Source organism: Agrobacterium leguminum, assembly GCF_015704895.1.
Taxonomy (GTDB): domain Bacteria; phylum Pseudomonadota; class Alphaproteobacteria; order Rhizobiales; family Rhizobiaceae; genus Agrobacterium; species Agrobacterium leguminum.
Genome location: NZ_JADQWB010000004.1, coordinates 96,816 through 111,897 on the forward strand (window position 1 = coordinate 96,816; position 15,082 = coordinate 111,897).

At 60.4% G+C, this 15,082-nt stretch carries 18 protein-coding genes; 8 read left to right on the forward strand and 10 right to left on the reverse strand.

The window, feature by feature from the left end; translation table 11 throughout:
- Positions 1 to 55: 55 nt before the first annotated feature.
- The 5 genes from I3J13_RS07930 to I3J13_RS07950 all read right to left on the reverse strand — a co-directional run bounded on the left by I3J13_RS07930 (position 56) and on the right by I3J13_RS07950 (position 5,035).
- Positions 56 to 1,087: a peptidoglycan -binding protein gene (locus I3J13_RS07930; protein WP_035262896.1), complete on the reverse strand. Its 1,032-nt coding sequence runs from the start codon at positions 1,085 to 1,087 to the stop codon at positions 56 to 58.
- A 2-nt stretch (positions 1,088 to 1,089) separates the two neighbouring features.
- A complete protein-coding gene (locus I3J13_RS07935; protein WP_003520359.1) occupies positions 1,090 to 2,106 on the reverse strand; it encodes a hypothetical protein in 1,017 nt (338 codons plus the stop codon).
- Positions 2,107 to 2,307: 201 nt separating this feature from the next.
- Positions 2,308 to 3,108, reverse strand: coding sequence for an inositol monophosphatase family protein (locus I3J13_RS07940; protein WP_035262908.1), 801 nt, complete (start codon positions 3,106 to 3,108; stop codon positions 2,308 to 2,310).
- Between the two features lie 164 nt (positions 3,109 to 3,272).
- Positions 3,273 to 4,373, reverse strand: coding sequence for a tetratricopeptide repeat protein (locus tag I3J13_RS07945; protein WP_162936878.1), 1,101 nt, complete (start codon positions 4,371 to 4,373; stop codon positions 3,273 to 3,275).
- 8 nt (positions 4,374 to 4,381) lie between these two features.
- Complete coding sequence (locus I3J13_RS07950; RefSeq protein ID WP_174058054.1) at positions 4,382 to 5,035, reverse strand: thiamine phosphate synthase; 654 nt, start codon at positions 5,033 to 5,035, stop codon at positions 4,382 to 4,384.
- Between the two features lie 104 nt (positions 5,036 to 5,139).
- Here I3J13_RS07950 and I3J13_RS07955 point away from each other — a divergent pair, with 104 nt between their 5' ends.
- Positions 5,140 to 5,904, forward strand: a complete 765-nt coding sequence (locus tag I3J13_RS07955) for a sulfite exporter TauE/SafE family protein (RefSeq protein WP_003520365.1) — start codon at positions 5,140 to 5,142, stop codon at positions 5,902 to 5,904.
- A 103-nt stretch (positions 5,905 to 6,007) separates the two neighbouring features.
- On the opposite strand, the gene I3J13_RS07960 is transcribed toward I3J13_RS07955, so the two are convergent.
- Positions 6,008 to 6,184 carry a YdcH family protein gene (locus I3J13_RS07960; protein ID WP_003506164.1) on the reverse strand — a complete coding sequence of 59 codons (177 nt, stop codon included), beginning with the start codon at positions 6,182 to 6,184 and terminating at the stop codon, positions 6,008 to 6,010.
- Between the two features lie 235 nt (positions 6,185 to 6,419).
- On the opposite strand from I3J13_RS07960, the gene I3J13_RS07965 reads away from it, so the two are divergent.
- From I3J13_RS07965 to I3J13_RS07985, 5 genes are all read left to right on the forward strand, one after another.
- Positions 6,420 to 6,623, forward strand: coding sequence for a YdcH family protein (locus tag I3J13_RS07965; RefSeq protein ID WP_003497661.1), 204 nt, complete (start codon positions 6,420 to 6,422; stop codon positions 6,621 to 6,623).
- A 48-nt stretch (positions 6,624 to 6,671) separates the two neighbouring features.
- Complete coding sequence (gene purE, locus I3J13_RS07970) at positions 6,672 to 7,139, forward strand: 5-(carboxyamino)imidazole ribonucleotide mutase (RefSeq protein WP_035212960.1); 468 nt, start codon at positions 6,672 to 6,674, stop codon at positions 7,137 to 7,139.
- 11 nt (positions 7,140 to 7,150) lie between these two features.
- Positions 7,151 to 8,227, forward strand: coding sequence for a 5-(carboxyamino)imidazole ribonucleotide synthase (locus I3J13_RS07975; RefSeq protein WP_196378473.1), 1,077 nt, complete (start codon positions 7,151 to 7,153; stop codon positions 8,225 to 8,227).
- Between the two features lie 147 nt (positions 8,228 to 8,374).
- Complete coding sequence (gene ykgO, locus I3J13_RS07980) at positions 8,375 to 8,500, forward strand: type B 50S ribosomal protein L36 (protein ID WP_003497670.1); 126 nt, start codon at positions 8,375 to 8,377, stop codon at positions 8,498 to 8,500.
- A gap of 101 nt (positions 8,501 to 8,601) precedes the next feature.
- Complete coding sequence (locus tag I3J13_RS07985; protein ID WP_196378474.1) at positions 8,602 to 9,222, forward strand: tetratricopeptide repeat protein; 621 nt, start codon at positions 8,602 to 8,604, stop codon at positions 9,220 to 9,222.
- Between the two features lie 68 nt (positions 9,223 to 9,290).
- Here the strand turns inward: I3J13_RS07985 and I3J13_RS07990 are convergent, their stop codons facing one another.
- The 3 genes from I3J13_RS07990 to I3J13_RS08000 form a co-directional block, all read right to left on the reverse strand.
- Positions 9,291 to 9,548: a DUF2312 domain-containing protein gene (locus I3J13_RS07990; protein WP_020812069.1), complete on the reverse strand. Its 258-nt coding sequence runs from the start codon at positions 9,546 to 9,548 to the stop codon at positions 9,291 to 9,293.
- A 147-nt stretch (positions 9,549 to 9,695) separates the two neighbouring features.
- Complete coding sequence (locus I3J13_RS07995; RefSeq protein WP_059755835.1) at positions 9,696 to 10,001, reverse strand: DUF1244 domain-containing protein; 306 nt, start codon at positions 9,999 to 10,001, stop codon at positions 9,696 to 9,698.
- A gap of 15 nt (positions 10,002 to 10,016) precedes the next feature.
- Positions 10,017 to 10,805 (reverse strand): N-formylglutamate amidohydrolase, encoded by a 789-nt coding sequence (locus tag I3J13_RS08000; protein ID WP_020012241.1) that lies wholly within the window; start codon positions 10,803 to 10,805, stop codon positions 10,017 to 10,019.
- Between the two features lie 291 nt (positions 10,806 to 11,096).
- On the opposite strand from I3J13_RS08000, the gene I3J13_RS08005 reads away from it, so the two are divergent.
- Together I3J13_RS08005 and pyk are read left to right on the forward strand one after the other, a co-directional pair.
- Positions 11,097 to 11,483 carry a DUF1036 domain-containing protein gene (locus I3J13_RS08005; RefSeq protein WP_020012242.1) on the forward strand — a complete coding sequence of 129 codons (387 nt, stop codon included), beginning with the start codon at positions 11,097 to 11,099 and terminating at the stop codon, positions 11,481 to 11,483.
- Positions 11,483 to 12,922 carry a pyruvate kinase gene (gene pyk / locus I3J13_RS08010; protein ID WP_003520375.1) on the forward strand — a complete coding sequence of 480 codons (1,440 nt, stop codon included), beginning with the start codon at positions 11,483 to 11,485 and terminating at the stop codon, positions 12,920 to 12,922. Before I3J13_RS08005 ends, pyk begins: the two co-directional genes overlap by 1 nt.
- 85 nt (positions 12,923 to 13,007) lie before the next feature.
- Here pyk and I3J13_RS08015 read toward each other — a convergent pair whose 3' ends face one another.
- Positions 13,008 to 14,915: a peptidoglycan L,D-endopeptidase MepK gene (locus tag I3J13_RS08015; RefSeq protein WP_196378475.1), complete on the reverse strand. Its 1,908-nt coding sequence runs from the start codon at positions 14,913 to 14,915 to the stop codon at positions 13,008 to 13,010.
- Between the last annotated feature and the right edge of the window lie 167 nt (positions 14,916 to 15,082).

Below are 15,082 nucleotides of genomic sequence, written 5' to 3' on the forward strand. Positions count from 1 at the left end.
GCGAACGTAAATTTACTTTCATCAGAAGGCAACCGCGATGACGCGGTCCGCGATTTCAGCGCTCGGTAAGCTTGAGTTCGATACGACGGTTCTGCTGCCGTGCTTCCGGCGTATCGCCTTCGGCAATCGGCTGATATTCGCCGAAACCAGCGGCGACCAGCCGATTTGCCGGCACGCCCTTGGAGATCAGGAATTTCACCACCGAGGTGGCGCGGGCCGAGGAGAGTTCCCAATTGTCCCGGTAACGCCCGGAACCGGAAAGCTGGACATTATCCGTATGGCCATCCACGCGCAGCACCCAGTTGATCTCCGCCGGGATTTCCTTGGCGAGATCGAGCAGCGCGACAGCCAACTTCTCCATCTCCGCCTGCCCTTCCGGGTTGAGTTCGTTGCCGCCGGAGGGGAAGAGCACTTCGGACTGGAAGACGAACCGGTCGCCGACGATGCGGATGTTTTCGCGGTCCGACAGGATTTCGCGCAGCCGCCCGAAGAAATCGGAGCGATAACGGTTCAGTTCCTGCACCCGCTGCGCCAGCGCGACATTGAGGCGGCGGCCGAGATCGGCGATCTTGACCTGAGAAGAAGCATCCTTGGCTTCCGATGCCTGAAGCGCGGCTTCCACCGAGGCGATCTGCGCCCTCAGCGCCGCAATCTGCTGGTTGAGCAATTCGATCTGTGCGGAGGCGCGGGAATTGGCCTGTTTCTGGTCGTCCAGTTCGCCGGTCAGGCTACCGATCCGGGCATTGGCGCTTGCGTTGTTGCCCGACCCCGCATCAAGAAGCGACTGCAGGCGCGAGCGCTCGTTTTCGGATGCGGCAAGGGTGGATTGCAGGCTCGCGAGCGCGTCCTCAATATCCTGCTTGTTGCCTTTTTCCATGGCCAGAAGTTCGGTCAGTTCGGCAATCTGGCTGTTGAGGCGTGTCAGCACCTCGTCCTTGCCGGTGATTTCCCGCGACAGAACGAATTGCGCCAGCACGAAGACCGTGAGCAGAAACATGATGGCCATGAGCAGCGTCGAAAGCGCGTCGACGAAACCCGGCCAATAATCCACGCCCCTGTCGCGGCGGCGGTTGCGCGCAAGCGCCATGGCTACTCGCTCCCGTTATCGTGCCGGGTGCGTCCGGAAGATTTCGTGTCGCTGTCGATCCGCGCCGACAGCCGGTCGAGCGTGCGGCGGAGCGATTTCGATTCTTCCTGCTGCGCTTCGATCCAGTCTCGCAACATCTGCTGTTCGCTGCGCATGTTCTTGACCAGGCCCTGAATGCCTTCGGCAAGGCTGGTCATGGCAGCAAGCGAACGCTCGGTGCTGACCACCGCGCCGGGTTCGCCCTTGAACTCCCTCGGCCCTTCCGTCGTATCCGTCACCGAGGAAAGCCAGTTTTCGAGCTGGGTATAAAAACGGTTCTGGGCGCGGCCGGCCTGAAGATCGAGGAAACCGAGAATCAGCGAACCCGAAAGACCGAGCAGCGACGAGGAAAAGGCCGTTCCCATGCCCGCCAGCGGCGCAGTCAGGCCTGCCTTGAGGGAGCCGAGAATATCGTTGCTGTCGCCGGCGCTCGGATCGAGCGACTGAATGACATTGCTGATGGCGCCAATGGTGCCGATCAGGCCCCAGAAGGTGCCGAGCAGGCCGAGAAACACCAGCAGACCGACGAGATAACGCGATGTGTCACGCGTCTCATCAAGGCGCGTCGCGATGGAATCGAGGATCGTCCTTTGCGTAACGGCAGAGAGCCGGACTTCGCCACGCTTGCCGATCAGCGTGCTCATCGGCGCAAGCAGCTTGGGCGCACGGCCGACCTTTTCGACGCTGCCGGCAGCACGAAAGGCATTGAACCAACGAACTTCGGAACGCAGGCTCATCGTCTGCGTGAACACCAGAATGATGCCGATGGCCAGCACGCCGAGAATGAAGCCGTTGAGCCCCGGATTGGTCATGAAGGCGGTGTGGGCCTGCCGGTAAAGAATGGCCGCCAGAAAGCCCACGAGGATCAGAAACAGAACCATCGTCCAGAGAAATGGTGTCGGGCTGGACAGCTTGTGGCTGTATTGCCGTGTGGTCACCGGTTTCTCGACGCCAAGATCGAGCAGCTCCGAATCCGCCATAACGTTCGCATTCCCTCTGGTCAGGTATCCAGCGGAAGCTATTTGAAAATTGCGACGATTTGAAGCGAAAAGCCGGTCTTTCGTCACAGGCGTTTCACGAAAACAGCCCGGAACCGGATGACGGAAAACAAAAACACCCGGCGAATATTCGCCGGGCGCCTAAAACTTGCAGAAAACGGCAGGTTTTCCGCCGAAAACCAATCAGCGGCCCGGAATGGGACGGTTGGCGACCTCAACGAGCGCCTTGTGGATATATTCGTTGCCGGCAGCCACGGAGCTGCTGCCGAAGATATCCGTGCCGCCCTTGATGTCGGAGGCGAAACCGCCGGCTTCACGAATCAGCACCAGACCTGCCGCCATGTCCCAGGGCGAAAGATCGGCTTCCCAGAAACCGTCGAGACGGCCTGCGGCGACATAAGCGAGATCGAGCGAAGCCGCACCCATGCGGCGGATGCCGGCTGCCTCACCCATAACGTGGCGAAGTTCGACCAGGAACTTGCCGTGATTGCCGCGGCCGAGATGCGGCACGCCGCAGCCGATGACGCAATCGGTCAGCGCCTTGCGCGCAGCGACGCGGATGCGGCGATCGTTGAGGAACGCACCGCCGCCGCGCTCGGCGGTGTAGAGTTCGTCGGTGGCCGGATTGAAGATCACGCCGGCGACGACTTCACCGTTACGCTCGAGCGCGATGGAAACCGCGAAATGCGGAATGCCGTGCAGGAAGTTGGTGGTGCCATCCAGCGGATCGACGATCCAGCGATGTGCGCCGTCCGTGCCTTTTTCCTCGCCGCCTTCTTCACCCAGGAAGTCGTAGGTCGGGCGGGCCTTCATCAGCTCGTCGCGCACGATCTTCTCGGCTTTCAGGTCCGCCTGCGAGACGAAATCGCTCGGTCCCTTGACCGAGACCTGAAGGTTCTGCACTTCACCGAAGTCACGCGACAAAGACTTACCCGCCTTGATGGCGGCCTGAACCATGACATTGAGAAGGGCTGAACGGGCCATCGATGTTGTTTCCTGGAAAGCTTGCGAACCGCCCGGAAGCTCACCGGGCAGGCACGTCATTATTTTCTTGAATTGAAAGTTTGCGGTTCAAGACCACAAAACGCGCGGAAATTCAAGGCAAAAAGCCCATGGGTCAATGCCAGCGCAGGAAGGCTCCCCTTCCATCACGTCGGGCGGAAACGATTTGCGGCCTCAATCGCCTTCTTCTGCTGCTCGTCGGTGATGCCGAGATAAAAGTCCTCGAGAGACGGATCCTTCAGCCCGGCGCGGCGGGAAAGCACATACCATTTGGCCGCTTCGACCGGATCGGGCCGGGTGCCCAGCGCCTGAATGTAAAGATGCGCCACCTTGTTCTGCGCCACGACATTGCCGCGCTGTGCCGCACCGTAGAGCCAGCGGAAACCCTCATCCAGATTGCGCTCACCGCCGAAACCGTTGACCAGCCAGATGCCGAGATCGACCTGCGCGGTATCGTATCCAGCCTTCGCGGCCCGTGTCAGCCAGTCCCGCGCCTTTGCCTTCTTCTCGGCCGGCACATCCTTGAGCGACCAGTAAATCTGCGACACCGCATATTGCGCATCGGCAATGCCCTGTTCGGCAGATTTCTCATAGAACGGCAAAGCCATCAGCAGGCCCTTGGCGCCGGGATTTTCCGAAACCAGTATCTGGCCCCAGTTGAACTGGGCAGAGGCGTTGCCGGCTTCCGCCGCACGGCGCATGAAATCGTCAGCTTTCGCCTTGTCGCGGGTGACGAATTTGCCTTCCATCAGGATCAGCGCGAATTTGAACATGGCGACGGGATCGCCACCCTGAGCCGCCTGCTGGTACCAGAAAGCAGCTGTCTTCTCGTCGCGGGCGATGCCCAGACCACGCGACATCATTTCCGCCACCAGCGTCTGGGCGGCTGCATCACCGTTCTGCGCGCGGTTCAGCGCCTTGTCGAGCGCCTGCACATATTCGCCGCGCTGGAAATGCCCGTAAGCTTCGTCCACCCGGCCCTTGAATTCCTTTTCAGGCGGCAGCGCCGGCAATTCCGCGCCCATGCGCTGATAGACATTCACGCCTGCCGACGGCTGCAAGTCCTTCTGCTCTTCGGATTGCACCCGGCCCTGACGGGTCGGCTGAGCCTCATTTTCCAGCTGGCGGGAAAGCGCATTGCTTTCGCTCTGCGGCCCGGACTGGGCAAAAGCGACACCCACCGGCGCGCCGAAAGCGAGCGCCAGCAGCGAAACGGAAAGGCAGAGGTGAACCGAGCGCATGATCATCGCCTGTATCAACCGTCAAACCGTGGCGCTTTTTCGTCAAGCAGGGCGTTGATTTCAGAAACGGCCTGGGCAGCGCCACTGGCGTTATCGAAAACACCGCTGCGCATCGCCACGAACTCCACACCGGTCTCGGCCACTGCAACCACCGAGGAGACATCGGTACCACCCATGACGATGGCCGGGATTTCGATCATCGAGGCCCACCACTCGCCGAGCGCCAGATTTTTGGGGTGGGCTTCCGGCTTGATGTCGCCTTCGAGCTTTCCGAAAAACACATAATCCGGATTGGCCTCGCCCTGCTCCAGCGCCTTGTGACGGTCATCCGCATTACCGCCGCCGACGATGAGCTTCGGCGTGAATTTTTCCACGGCCTCGGCAAGCGCCTCGCTATTGCCAACCACATGCAGGCCATCCGCCTTCACGCGACCGGCAACGCGGCTGTCGCCGGCGATGAGCGCTGCCGCACCTGCCTTCTGGACAACCGGCACGATCAGCTCGGCGCGTTTCTGGAAAGCGGCGTCATCCAGACCATATTGCGGAATGATGACGGAAGCGACATCGCCGCCCCGCAATGCGTCTTCCACCTCTGTCGCCTGCTTTTGCGCGTCGTCCGATTGCGGAACGATCAGGACAAGGCGGCAACGATCTTCAACTAGGGTCATCGGTTCGTCCATTTCAGACAGAAGACGCTTACCGCGCAATCTGCACTCGTTTTCATATGACAAATCCGATAAACCGGACCGGCGAAAGGATCAACCGTCCATCCATGCTCACCGATTTTCATTTTTATCTCGTCGCCATCCCCGCAGTCGTGCTCGTCGGCCTTTCCAAGGGCGGGCTGGGCGGCGCTCTCGCCCTGATGGGCGTGCCCTTGATGGCGCTTGCGGTATCGCCCGTGCAGGCGGCGGCCATCTTCCTGCCGATCCTGATCGTCATGGATATCGTGGCGCTTTTTGCCTGGCGGCACTACAACCACCGGGAAACGCTCCTCATCATGCTGCCGGGCGCAATCGCCGGTATCGCGCTCGGCTGGGCGACCTCAAGCCTCATTTCCGCAGACGCCATGCGTCTCGTCGTCGCCTCTGTCACGATCCTGTTCGTGCTGCGTTATTTCTATGAGAGTTTCAAAAGCCGCAAAGGCCAGGAAATTCCGGCCAAACCGCAAAGACCGGCGGCTGCGACCCTCTGGTCCAGCCTGTCGGGTTATGCGAGTTTCGTGGCGCATGCGGGGGGGCCGCCCTTCCAGATCTATGTTCTGCCGCTGAAGCTCGATCCAAAGACCTATACCGGCATGAGCGTGCGCTTCTTCGCCATCATGAATGCGATCAAGCTCATTCCCTATTTCGCGCTCGGCGCGCTGGACGCCACCAACCTCAAGACATCGGCAAGCCTGCTGCCGGTGGCGATGCTGGCGACGCTTGCCGGCGCCAGGGTGGTGAAATATCTGAAACCCGCCGTGTTTTACCCACTCATGTATGCCATGGCGCTGATTGCGGCGCTTAAACTGCTGTGGGACGGACTGCCGTTCTAAATCCGACAATAAAAAAGCTCTGGCAGCAGGTTTTCGCCGCCAGAGCTCGAAAGGCTCAGACCGTCGACCCCTCATTCATCGAGGGCCGACGGTCTGGCATAAATCAATGTCTTGTCGAGGCCTTGAGCCTCTGCAGTTCATCCTTCAGGCGCAGTTTTCGACGTTTAAGGTCCGCGATCTCTCTATCGTCAGACGACGGGGAAGCAAGAATACTTTCGAGCTCCTCCTCCAGAGCACCGTGTTTCTTTTCGAGCGATGCAATATGAGCCTGAATGGTCATGCGGCACGTCCTTCCTTTTTGAACCTACCTCCAGCTCTCCATCGCTGGAGTTTCAGGTTTGCGACGACAATGTGACACGGATCGACCGGCTTGTCGAAGGCGAAATGAAGGCAATAAGTGGGCAATTTGGTCGCAAGGGATAACTTCCCGTTACCGCGATTTGATGATAGAGCCTCCAGAACGGATGACATACGCGCCGGACACTCTCCGGCTGGCATAAAATGGGGATGACGAGATGCCCGATCAGGACCAGGCGGACATCAGGCTCACGCTGGCGCGGCTGCGCCAGGAGCATGAGGATTATGACGCGGCGATCAACGCGATGATCCAGACCAGCTGCGATGCGCTGAGAATACAGCGCATGAAAAAGAAGAAGCTGGCCGTCAAGGACAAGATGACCCAGCTCGAAGACCAGGTCATTCCCGATATCATCGCCTGAGCCCGGAGACATTACGTGACAGCAGAAACGCCCCCCGTCGCCATCATCATGGGCAGCCAGTCCGACTGGGAGACCATGAAGAACGCCGCCGATACGCTGGATGCGCTCGACATCGAATACGAAGCCCGCATCATTTCCGCCCACCGCACCCCGGACCGGCTTTATGACTTCGCCAATGGCGCGAAGGACGAAGGCTTCAAGGTCATCATCGCGGGTGCGGGCGGCGCTGCCCATCTGCCGGGCATGACGGCCTCGATGACGCCGCTTCCAGTCTTCGGCGTTCCGGTTCAGTCCAAGACCATGTCCGGTCAGGACAGCCTCTATTCCATCGTGCAGATGCCGGCCGGCATTCCGGTCGGCACGCTCGCCATCGGCAAGGCCGGCGCGATCAATGCGGCCCTTCTCGCCGCCGCGGTGCTGGCGCTGAGCGATGAGGACCTCGCCGACCGGCTGGATGCCTGGCGTGCGCGCCAGTCGGCGGCTGTCGCGGAATATCCCATGGACAGCGCCCAGTGACGACAAAAGTGATGGCAAAGACGACCAACCTGACCATCGGCATCATCGGTGGCGGGCAGCTCGGGCGTATGCTGGCGATGGCCGCAGCCCGTCTCAACCACCGTACCATCGTACTGGAACCGCAGGCCGATTGTCCGGCTGCGCAGGTCTGCAACGAGCAGATCGTGGCGGAATATGACGATGAAAACGCGCTTGCGGAACTCGCAAGCCGTTGCGATGTCGTGACCTACGAATTCGAGAACGTGCCTGTCGCGGCCGCCGAAAAGCTCAGCCTCTCCGTTCCCGTCTATCCGCCTCCGAAAGCGCTCAGCGCCTCGCAGGACCGGTTGACGGAAAAACGCTTCCTCAACGGCTGCGGCATCCCGACCGCCGATTTCCGCGCCGTGGACAGCCAGGAAGAGCTGGAGTCCGCATTGGCCGCCTTCGGCGGCAAGGGCGTGCTGAAAACCCGCCGCATGGGTTATGACGGCAAGGGCCAGCGTCTTTTCCGGGGCGGGGAAGACCTCGCAGGCGCCTTTGCGGCGCTCGGCGGCGTGCCGCTGATTCTCGAAAGCTTCATCTCCTTCGAGCGGGAAATTTCGATCATTGCCGCCCGTTTCCTGGATGGGACCGTTGCCTGTTACGATCCGGCCGAGAACGTTCATCTGAACGGTATTCTACACACGTCCACCGTTCCGGCCGCACTTTCCGATGCCGCCAGGGCAGTTGCCGTGCAATCGGCGGAAAAGCTTCTGGCGGCGCTCGATTACGTCGGCGTCATCGGCATCGAGTTTTTCGTCCTGCCGGATGGTTCGCTGGTCGCCAACGAAATGGCACCGCGCGTTCACAATACCGGCCACTGGACGGAGGCGGCCTGCGTAATCTCGCAATTCGAGCAGCATATCCGGGCCGTATCGGGCCTTACACCCGGCAGCACGGATCGCCATTCGGATTGCGTCATGACCAACCTCATCGGCGACGACATCGACGATGTACCGGCATGGCTGTCGAAAAAAGACTGTCTCGTGCATCTCTACGGCAAGACGGAAGCACGGCCGGGCCGCAAGATGGGCCATGTGACCGAGCTTTTGCGCACAGGAAAAGCCTAGTCTTTTAAGGCAAAGACACGGGCAAGTGTTGACAGGCAGGGCTCAAACGGGTATCTGCCTGCCAACCGAAAAGAGCGCGCCCCGTTGCGCGCTTTTGATTGTTTGAATAAGCACGGCAGAAACCGTGCAAAACTGCGGACCAGTAAAATGAAGATCAAGAATTCGCTTAAAGCGCTTAAGGCCCGTCATCGCGATAACCGCCTGGTTCGCCGCAAGGGCCGCGTCTACATCATCAACAAGCAGAACCCGCGCTTCAAGGCTCGTCAGGGCTGATTGACTGCGACTGCGGTTCGCGATCAAGCTCGCGGATCACTTTGTTGACAGAGCAGAAGTTTGCATTTGATATTGGGCGCAGTCGGGTTAAGCTTTAACCCATGCGCCCAAATCGTTTTTGCACGGCTATCATCGTCGCTCAGGGCTTCCTGTTTTCAAGCCTCCCGATTCCGGGAATGGCTGCCATTGCCCATGCGGCGGACGGGCAACCGCCTGCTGTTGCGGACTCCGCGCCTTCACCCGCCAAGACGATCGACACGCTTTTCGCATCGCTGAAAAAAGAACGGAATGCGGTCAAGGCGCGCAGCATCGCCAATCAGATCGCCTCCGAATGGAATGATTCCGGCAGCGCAACGGTCAATCTGCTGATGCAATGGGCGGGCGAAGCCGCCGACGAAAAGCGCAACGCCGCCGCTTACGATTTTCTCGATCAGGTCATTCTGCTCGATCCGGACTATGTGCAGGCGCCCTATCGCCGCGCCATGGTGCATTTTGCCGATGGCGATACCCGCAAGGCGATGGCGGATATCAACCTGACGCTGGAAAGGGAGCCGCGCTATTTTCCGGCGCTGGCAAGCCTTGCCAACATCCTCGAAGCCTCGGGCCGCGACGAGCTGGCGCTGAAGGCGTGGGAACGTTATCTGGCGCTTTACCCCGCCGACAAGGACGCCCGCAAGGAGGCCGTCGACCTTTCGGAAAAGCTGGCCGGCACGCGCGGCTGAATTCGCGAGATGCTCAAACAAAAATCGCCGCAAAAGCGGCGATTTTTCATTGAGGCGTTTCCAGCCGATCATTCCATGCCAAGCGCGGCCATATAGGTCTGGAGAATCGTTTCTTCCTCGATGCGCTCATTGGCATCCTTCTTGCGCAGGCGGATGATGGTGCGGATCGCCTTGGTGTCGTAACCACGGCCCTTCGCCTCGCCCATGACATCCTTGATATCACCCTGTATGGCGGCCTTTTCTTCTTCGAGGCGCTCGACGCGCTCGATGAACTGGCGCAGTTCCGCGGCGGCGACAGTTTCGGTGGTGCTGGTATCGTCCATCATATCATCCTTCATTGGCGGCCCGCATGCGAGCCCTGTTCATTATATCCGGGCGAAGCCTTCGCCGGTCGCTGCCGGCGGGCAGCAGAATTCCGGCCTGTGAACTGCCCACTGAAAGGCGTCGCGTCAAGTCGTTTCCGTCGTTCGGGGTTATTCCCTGGGCCTGTTCTGCTCAAAGGCGGCTTTCTGGGCATCACTCGCCTCCGCCTGATATTTTTCCTTCCAGTCCTCATAGGGCATCCCGTAGACGATTTCCCGGGACTCTTCCTTGCTGAGCGGAACACCCGCCTCCTCGGCCGCTTCCCGATACCAGTTGGACAGGCAGTTGCGGCAAAAGCCCGCGAGATTCATCAGGTCGATGTTCTGCACGTCGTGGCGTTCGCGAAGGTGCTGCACGAGACGGCGAAATGCCGCCGCCTCGAATTCGACCTGCCGATTGTCGTTTTCATTCGTCATGGCAAAACTCCAGGCTCAATAGGGGCCGGTGCGGGAGGCGAACAGCTGATATTCATGCAGGACGGGATCGTCGTTCATTGCGGCGAAAATGGGAGCGAGCCGGTCCGACCATTCGGCGATCCCCTCTTCATTCGCGATCAGATCCTGCCGAACCTCGAGAAGCGCATGCGGTATGCCTTTCATCATGCAATGGCGATACATGGTATCGCCCTTGAGCGCCCCGTCATAGGGTTCGTTGTCACCGACGAGGATGTCGCCCGTGGCCCGCAGATGCGCCAGAAGCGGATCGACCGCGCGATGATCCGTATCCCACAGAACCGCCGCATGCCACGGCCGCGGCGTTTCCTTCCAGAACGGCGTGTATGAATGCAGCGACAGAACCAGCGGCGCTTCTTCCGAGGCCTCGGCCACGCCGGTCAGCACACGGTCCACGGCATTGTGATAGGGCCGGTGGAAAATCTCGATCCGCCTTTGCCATTCCTCGTCCGAAATCGGATGGTTGCCGGGGATGATCGCCCCGTCCGAAATCTTCATGATGAGAGTGGGATCGTCCTCGCCGCGATTCGGATCGATCAGCAGCCGGGAAAACCGCCCGAGCACCGCCGGCACGCCAAGGCGCGCGGCAAGTGAGCGTGTCAGCCCCTCTATACCGATATCAAATGCGATATGGCGATGAAAAGCGGTTTGCGGAAGGCCAAGTTTGCCGTAGTGTGCCGGCAGGAGGTTCATGGCATGGTCCGCCAGAAGAACCATGCCTTTGTCATAATCGCCTTCTATGATTTCATAGGGTATGAAGTCGTTCATCGATGATTTTCTGGGGCAGGATTGAGGAGAGAAGCTTGATGGCATGGCTTGAGGCCGGGCGCAAGTTGCGGCGAAAGAACAGCCATCTACCTTATCGCACTCACGATCCCACGAACAATATAATCGATTAAAATCGCGTTGACTTTCTTGGGCGGCCACGCCAAGAAGTGTGTTCATTATAACCATGGAATCCGGATGGAAGCCGTGACTCAGTCATCTCTCGCTCTTCCTCGCCACTTTCGGCATATCGCCCGTCTTTTTTCCGCAGCGGCATTGTTTCTGACCCCGTTCATGATCGCGGCGCCCGCGCATGCGGATTTTCGCGTGTGCAACAGCACGCAGAACCTCGTGGGGGTCGCAATCGGCTACCGGGCACAGGAGGGCTGGGTCAGCGAAGGCTGGTGGCAGGTCCCCTCCTCGACCTGCGCGACGCTGATCGAGGGTGAGCTGCAGTCACGTTATTATTATCTCTATGCCGAAGATGCCGCCCATGGCGGCCGCTGGACCGGTGACGTCAACATGTGCGTGGCGGAAAACGAGTTCAAGATCAACGGCGTGGACGATTGTTTTGCCCGCAGCTTCCAGAGAATGGGTTTCAAGGAATATGACACGGGCAGACAGGGCAGCTGGATGGTCCAGCTCTCCGATACGCCAGGCACACAGGGAAATCAAAACTGATGAAGCGTAACCGCAAAGTCAAAATTCTTGCAACTCTCGGCCCGGCCTCTTCCGAAGAGGCGATGATCGAGAAGCTGCATCTTGCTGGCGCAGATCTTTTCCGGATCAACATGAGCCATGCGAGCCACGACGTGATGCGGACGCTCATTCAGCGTATCCGTTCTGTCGAGAGCCGTACCGGCCGTCCCATCGGCATTCTGGCCGACCTGCAGGGTCCCAAGCTGCGCGTCGGAAAATTCGCCGAAGGCAAGGTCGAACTCGTTCCGGGCCAGACCTTCACGCTGGACAATAACGACACGCCCGGTGACAACACCCGCGTTTTCCTTCCCCATCCGGAAATTCTCGAGGCGGTCAAGCCCGGCCATCGCCTGCTGATCGACGACGGCAAGCTGCATCTGCGCGCTGAAAAGAGCGACGGCAAAAGCATCGTCACCACCGTCATTTCCGGTACCCGCATTTCCGACCGCAAGGGCATCAGCCTGCCGGATACGCTGCTCGGCGTCGGCGTTCTGACCGACAAGGACCGCGTCGATCTCGACGCCGTTCTCGCCACCGGCGAAGTCGACTGGGTGGCGCTTTCCTTCGTCCAGCGTCCGGAAGACCTTGCGGAAGTGCGCAAGATCGCACGCGGCCGCGTCGGCCTGATGTCCAAGATCGAAAAGCCGCAGGCTGTCGAGCGCATCGAGGAAATCATCGAACTTTCCGACGCGCTGATGGTCGCCCGTGGCGATCTCGGTGTCGAAATGCCGCTGGAAGCCGTTCCGGGCATCCAGAAGCAGCTGACCCGCGCCTGCCGCCGCGCCGGCAAGCCGGTCGTGGTCGCCACGCAGATGCTGGAATCGATGATCACCGCGCCTGTGCCGACCCGCGCCGAAGTCTCCGACGTCGCCACCGCCGTCTTCGAAGGCGCAGACGCCATCATGCTCTCTGCTGAATCTGCCTCCGGCGACTATCCGGTCGAAGCGGTTTCCACCATGGCATCCATTGCCAGCACGGTGGAGCAGGACCCCTATTATTCCAATATCATCTATGCGCAGCGCGCCCAGCCGGAACCGACCGGCGCCGACGCCATTTCGCTTGCCGCCCGCCAGATCGCCGAAACCCTGAAGCTTGCGGCGATCGTCACCTATACGTCCTCGGGCACGACCGGCCTGCGCGCCGCGCGTGAGCGGCCACAGGTTCCGATCATCGCGCTGTCGCCGATCATCCAGACCGCCCGCCGCCTGTCGGTCGTCTGGGGCCTGCACTGCGTCGTCACCGGCGATGCCAGCGACCTCGACGACATGGTGAACCGCGCTTGTCGCATCGTGGTTTCCGAAGGTTTCGGCAAGCCGGGCGATCGTATCATCATCTCCGCAGGTGTACCGCTCGGCACTCCCGGCGCAACCAACATGGTCCGCATCGCCTATATCGGCTCAGACGGCCAGAGCGGCGTCTAAAGCTTCAATATCCCGCATAAAAAAACCCGCCGGTAACGGCGGGTTTTTTGTTGGCCTTTCGGCCGTCTTACTTATGAAAGCAGGCTCAGTGCATCTTCACCGGCGTGCTGAAGCGGCTGGATTCGATGGCAACGGCACCGGGCTTGAAGCTCGCCGAGGTCGCGGAAGCCGACATGTCGTTGCTGAGCATGCGGTTGGCGACAACACGCGGCGCCTTCACCGAGCGTCCAGTCGTACCCTTGTTCTGGTTGAGCGCCCAATCCGAAATCAGATCCTGCGTCAAGCGTCCACCGCCCACCATGGCCTGCTGGGAAACGGCGGCATCCTGCCTGCTCGGGCGCGAACCCTTGGTCGGCATGCCGGCGCTGAGGCCGCCATTGATGGCGGGCTTCAGGTCGAAAGCATCACCGAAGCCAGCCTGCGGTTCAGCCTTGGCCGTTTCAGCGGGTGCGACGGTAACCTTGTGGTTGACGGCGGCCGGGAATGGCGCGGCTGTCGGCATGGCAGCCGACTGGACCTGCGACCGGGCGGCCTGACCGCTCTGTTCAAGAGCCGCAACCACCGTCGGCGAAAGCGTATCTTCCTGCGCCTCGGCGAGATCGTCCTCACCTTCGGGATCGGCATTGGCCGCCGCCAGCAGGGCTTCCGCCACGGCCGGACGATTGGCGGGAACCGGAACAGAGGCAAGTTCGCCACTCGCAGCCGGTGTCGCACCATCTGCGGACGCCGTCAGGATCGATCCTTCCGCATCACCTTTCATGCCACGGGGCCCGAGAAGTGTGGGCACCGGCACGGACACCTCAGCCAGATCGGCAAATTGCTGGCGCTCAGCCGGCGCGGAAGCCGGAGTCGGCGTGGTCGCTGCCTGCAGGGCATCCTGTGCGGCATTGCGAGCCGGCGAATAAAGCGCGGTCGCAAGGCCGGTATTGGCCGGCGGCTGGTTGCCGAAAGCGGGTCGGGCCGTCGGCAGCGGCGCATCGTTCACGCCGGGAAGCGCCTGTGCCGAAGCAACTGCAATGGTGGGTTCAGGCTCGGGAGCCGCCTGCTGCGGAGCCGCCGGACGGGCGACAGCCGGGCGTTCTGCGGGCTCCGGCGCTGCGATGCTATCGGGATCTTCATCCTCGTCGCCGCCACCGCCAAAGAGGGCCTGCAGCAACGTCTTGCGCTTGCCGCCGCCAGATGAGGCAGGGCCGGCACCGGCACTGGAAGCAACCTGAATGGAGGAGGAGCTGACGCGCTTCTTGTAATCGGCGAGCGCCTGCTCATAACCGGGAAGCGGCTTGCCGTCCGAAGGAAGATGCAGCGTATTGCCGTTCGGGAAGATGCGGACGAGTTCCTGGCGGCTCATGCGCGGCCAAGCGCGAACGCCGCCGACATCCATGTGCACGAAGGGAGAGCCCGACGTCGGATAGAAGCCGACGCCACCGATCTGCATCTGCATACCGATTTCACGAAGGCGGGCAAGCTTCACACCGGGGATATAAAAATCCATGGCCTTGCCGAGCATGTGCTGGCTTTTTTCCGCGACACCCTTGGTGCGTGTCCGCAGCAAACCGTTGGTCTCCGGCGAGCGGAAGGCCGAAACGACGTTGATATAGTCGGTCGCGCCGCTGCGGCGATAAACTTCCCAGACGAGATCGAAAAGGCGCGGGTCCATGCGTGTCGGCTGGTTGCGCCGCCAGTCGCGCAGGAACCGGTTCAGCTCCTGCAGACCTTTCTGGTCATATTTTCCATTGCGCTTGAAGGTGATGACCGCCTTCTCGCGTGTATGGATATAATACAGTTTGAGGCTGCGCGTCTCGGCGGCGGCTTCCGTCGCCGAAACACCTACGAAAGGCATTGCGGCGAGCATCAGGCAGGCAAAGGTGACAGCGCGCGCCGACAGCTTCGTGCATATATCCTTGATCAAGCCGCGCGCGATCTTAGTCGAAAGCGCGTTATTCCGATGCAGATATGGCAATTCGATCCCCGCCTGGAAGACAATTTCTGTCACATTGCCTCAAATGAACGTCAAATACGGTGACACGATGGCAAAATTGCCACACACATACAACCTTCCTCTACATAGTGAATCAGCCACTAACAAGAGGTTTATAGACGGTAAGCGGATATCCTTGCTCAGAAGTTAACGAATTTACGATCTGCCTTCGAATGCGGGGT

Bases quoted from the DNA above. Each gene is read 5' to 3' on its own strand.
- I3J13_RS07930 (WP_035262896.1), bottom strand. From the start codon at position 1,087: ATGGCGCTTGCGCGCAACCGCCGCCGCGACAGGGGCGTGGATTATTGG.
- I3J13_RS07935 (WP_003520359.1), bottom strand. From the start codon at position 2,106: ATGGCGGATTCGGAGCTGCTCGATCTTGGCGTCGAGAAACCGGTGACC.
- I3J13_RS07940 (WP_035262908.1), bottom strand. From the start codon at position 3,108: ATGGCCCGTTCAGCCCTTCTCAATGTCATGGTTCAGGCCGCCATCAAG.
- I3J13_RS07945 (WP_162936878.1), bottom strand. From the start codon at position 4,373: ATGATCATGCGCTCGGTTCACCTCTGCCTTTCCGTTTCGCTGCTGGCG.
- I3J13_RS07950 (WP_174058054.1), bottom strand. From the start codon at position 5,035: ATGACCCTAGTTGAAGATCGTTGCCGCCTTGTCCTGATCGTTCCGCAA.
- I3J13_RS07955 (WP_003520365.1), top strand. From the start codon at position 5,140: ATGCTCACCGATTTTCATTTTTATCTCGTCGCCATCCCCGCAGTCGTG.
- I3J13_RS07960 (WP_003506164.1), bottom strand. From the start codon at position 6,184: ATGACCATTCAGGCTCATATTGCATCGCTCGAAAAGAAACACGGTGCT.
- I3J13_RS07965 (WP_003497661.1), top strand. From the start codon at position 6,420: ATGCCCGATCAGGACCAGGCGGACATCAGGCTCACGCTGGCGCGGCTG.
- purE (WP_035212960.1), top strand. From the start codon at position 6,672: ATGGGCAGCCAGTCCGACTGGGAGACCATGAAGAACGCCGCCGATACG.
- I3J13_RS07975 (WP_196378473.1), top strand. From the start codon at position 7,151: ATGGCAAAGACGACCAACCTGACCATCGGCATCATCGGTGGCGGGCAG.
- ykgO (WP_003497670.1), top strand. From the start codon at position 8,375: ATGAAGATCAAGAATTCGCTTAAAGCGCTTAAGGCCCGTCATCGCGAT.
- I3J13_RS07985 (WP_196378474.1), top strand. From the start codon at position 8,602: ATGCGCCCAAATCGTTTTTGCACGGCTATCATCGTCGCTCAGGGCTTC.
- I3J13_RS07990 (WP_020812069.1), bottom strand. From the start codon at position 9,548: ATGATGGACGATACCAGCACCACCGAAACTGTCGCCGCCGCGGAACTG.
- I3J13_RS07995 (WP_059755835.1), bottom strand. From the start codon at position 10,001: ATGACGAATGAAAACGACAATCGGCAGGTCGAATTCGAGGCGGCGGCA.
- I3J13_RS08000 (WP_020012241.1), bottom strand. From the start codon at position 10,805: ATGAACGACTTCATACCCTATGAAATCATAGAAGGCGATTATGACAAA.
- I3J13_RS08005 (WP_020012242.1), top strand. From the start codon at position 11,097: ATGATCGCGGCGCCCGCGCATGCGGATTTTCGCGTGTGCAACAGCACG.
- pyk (WP_003520375.1), top strand. From the start codon at position 11,483: ATGAAGCGTAACCGCAAAGTCAAAATTCTTGCAACTCTCGGCCCGGCC.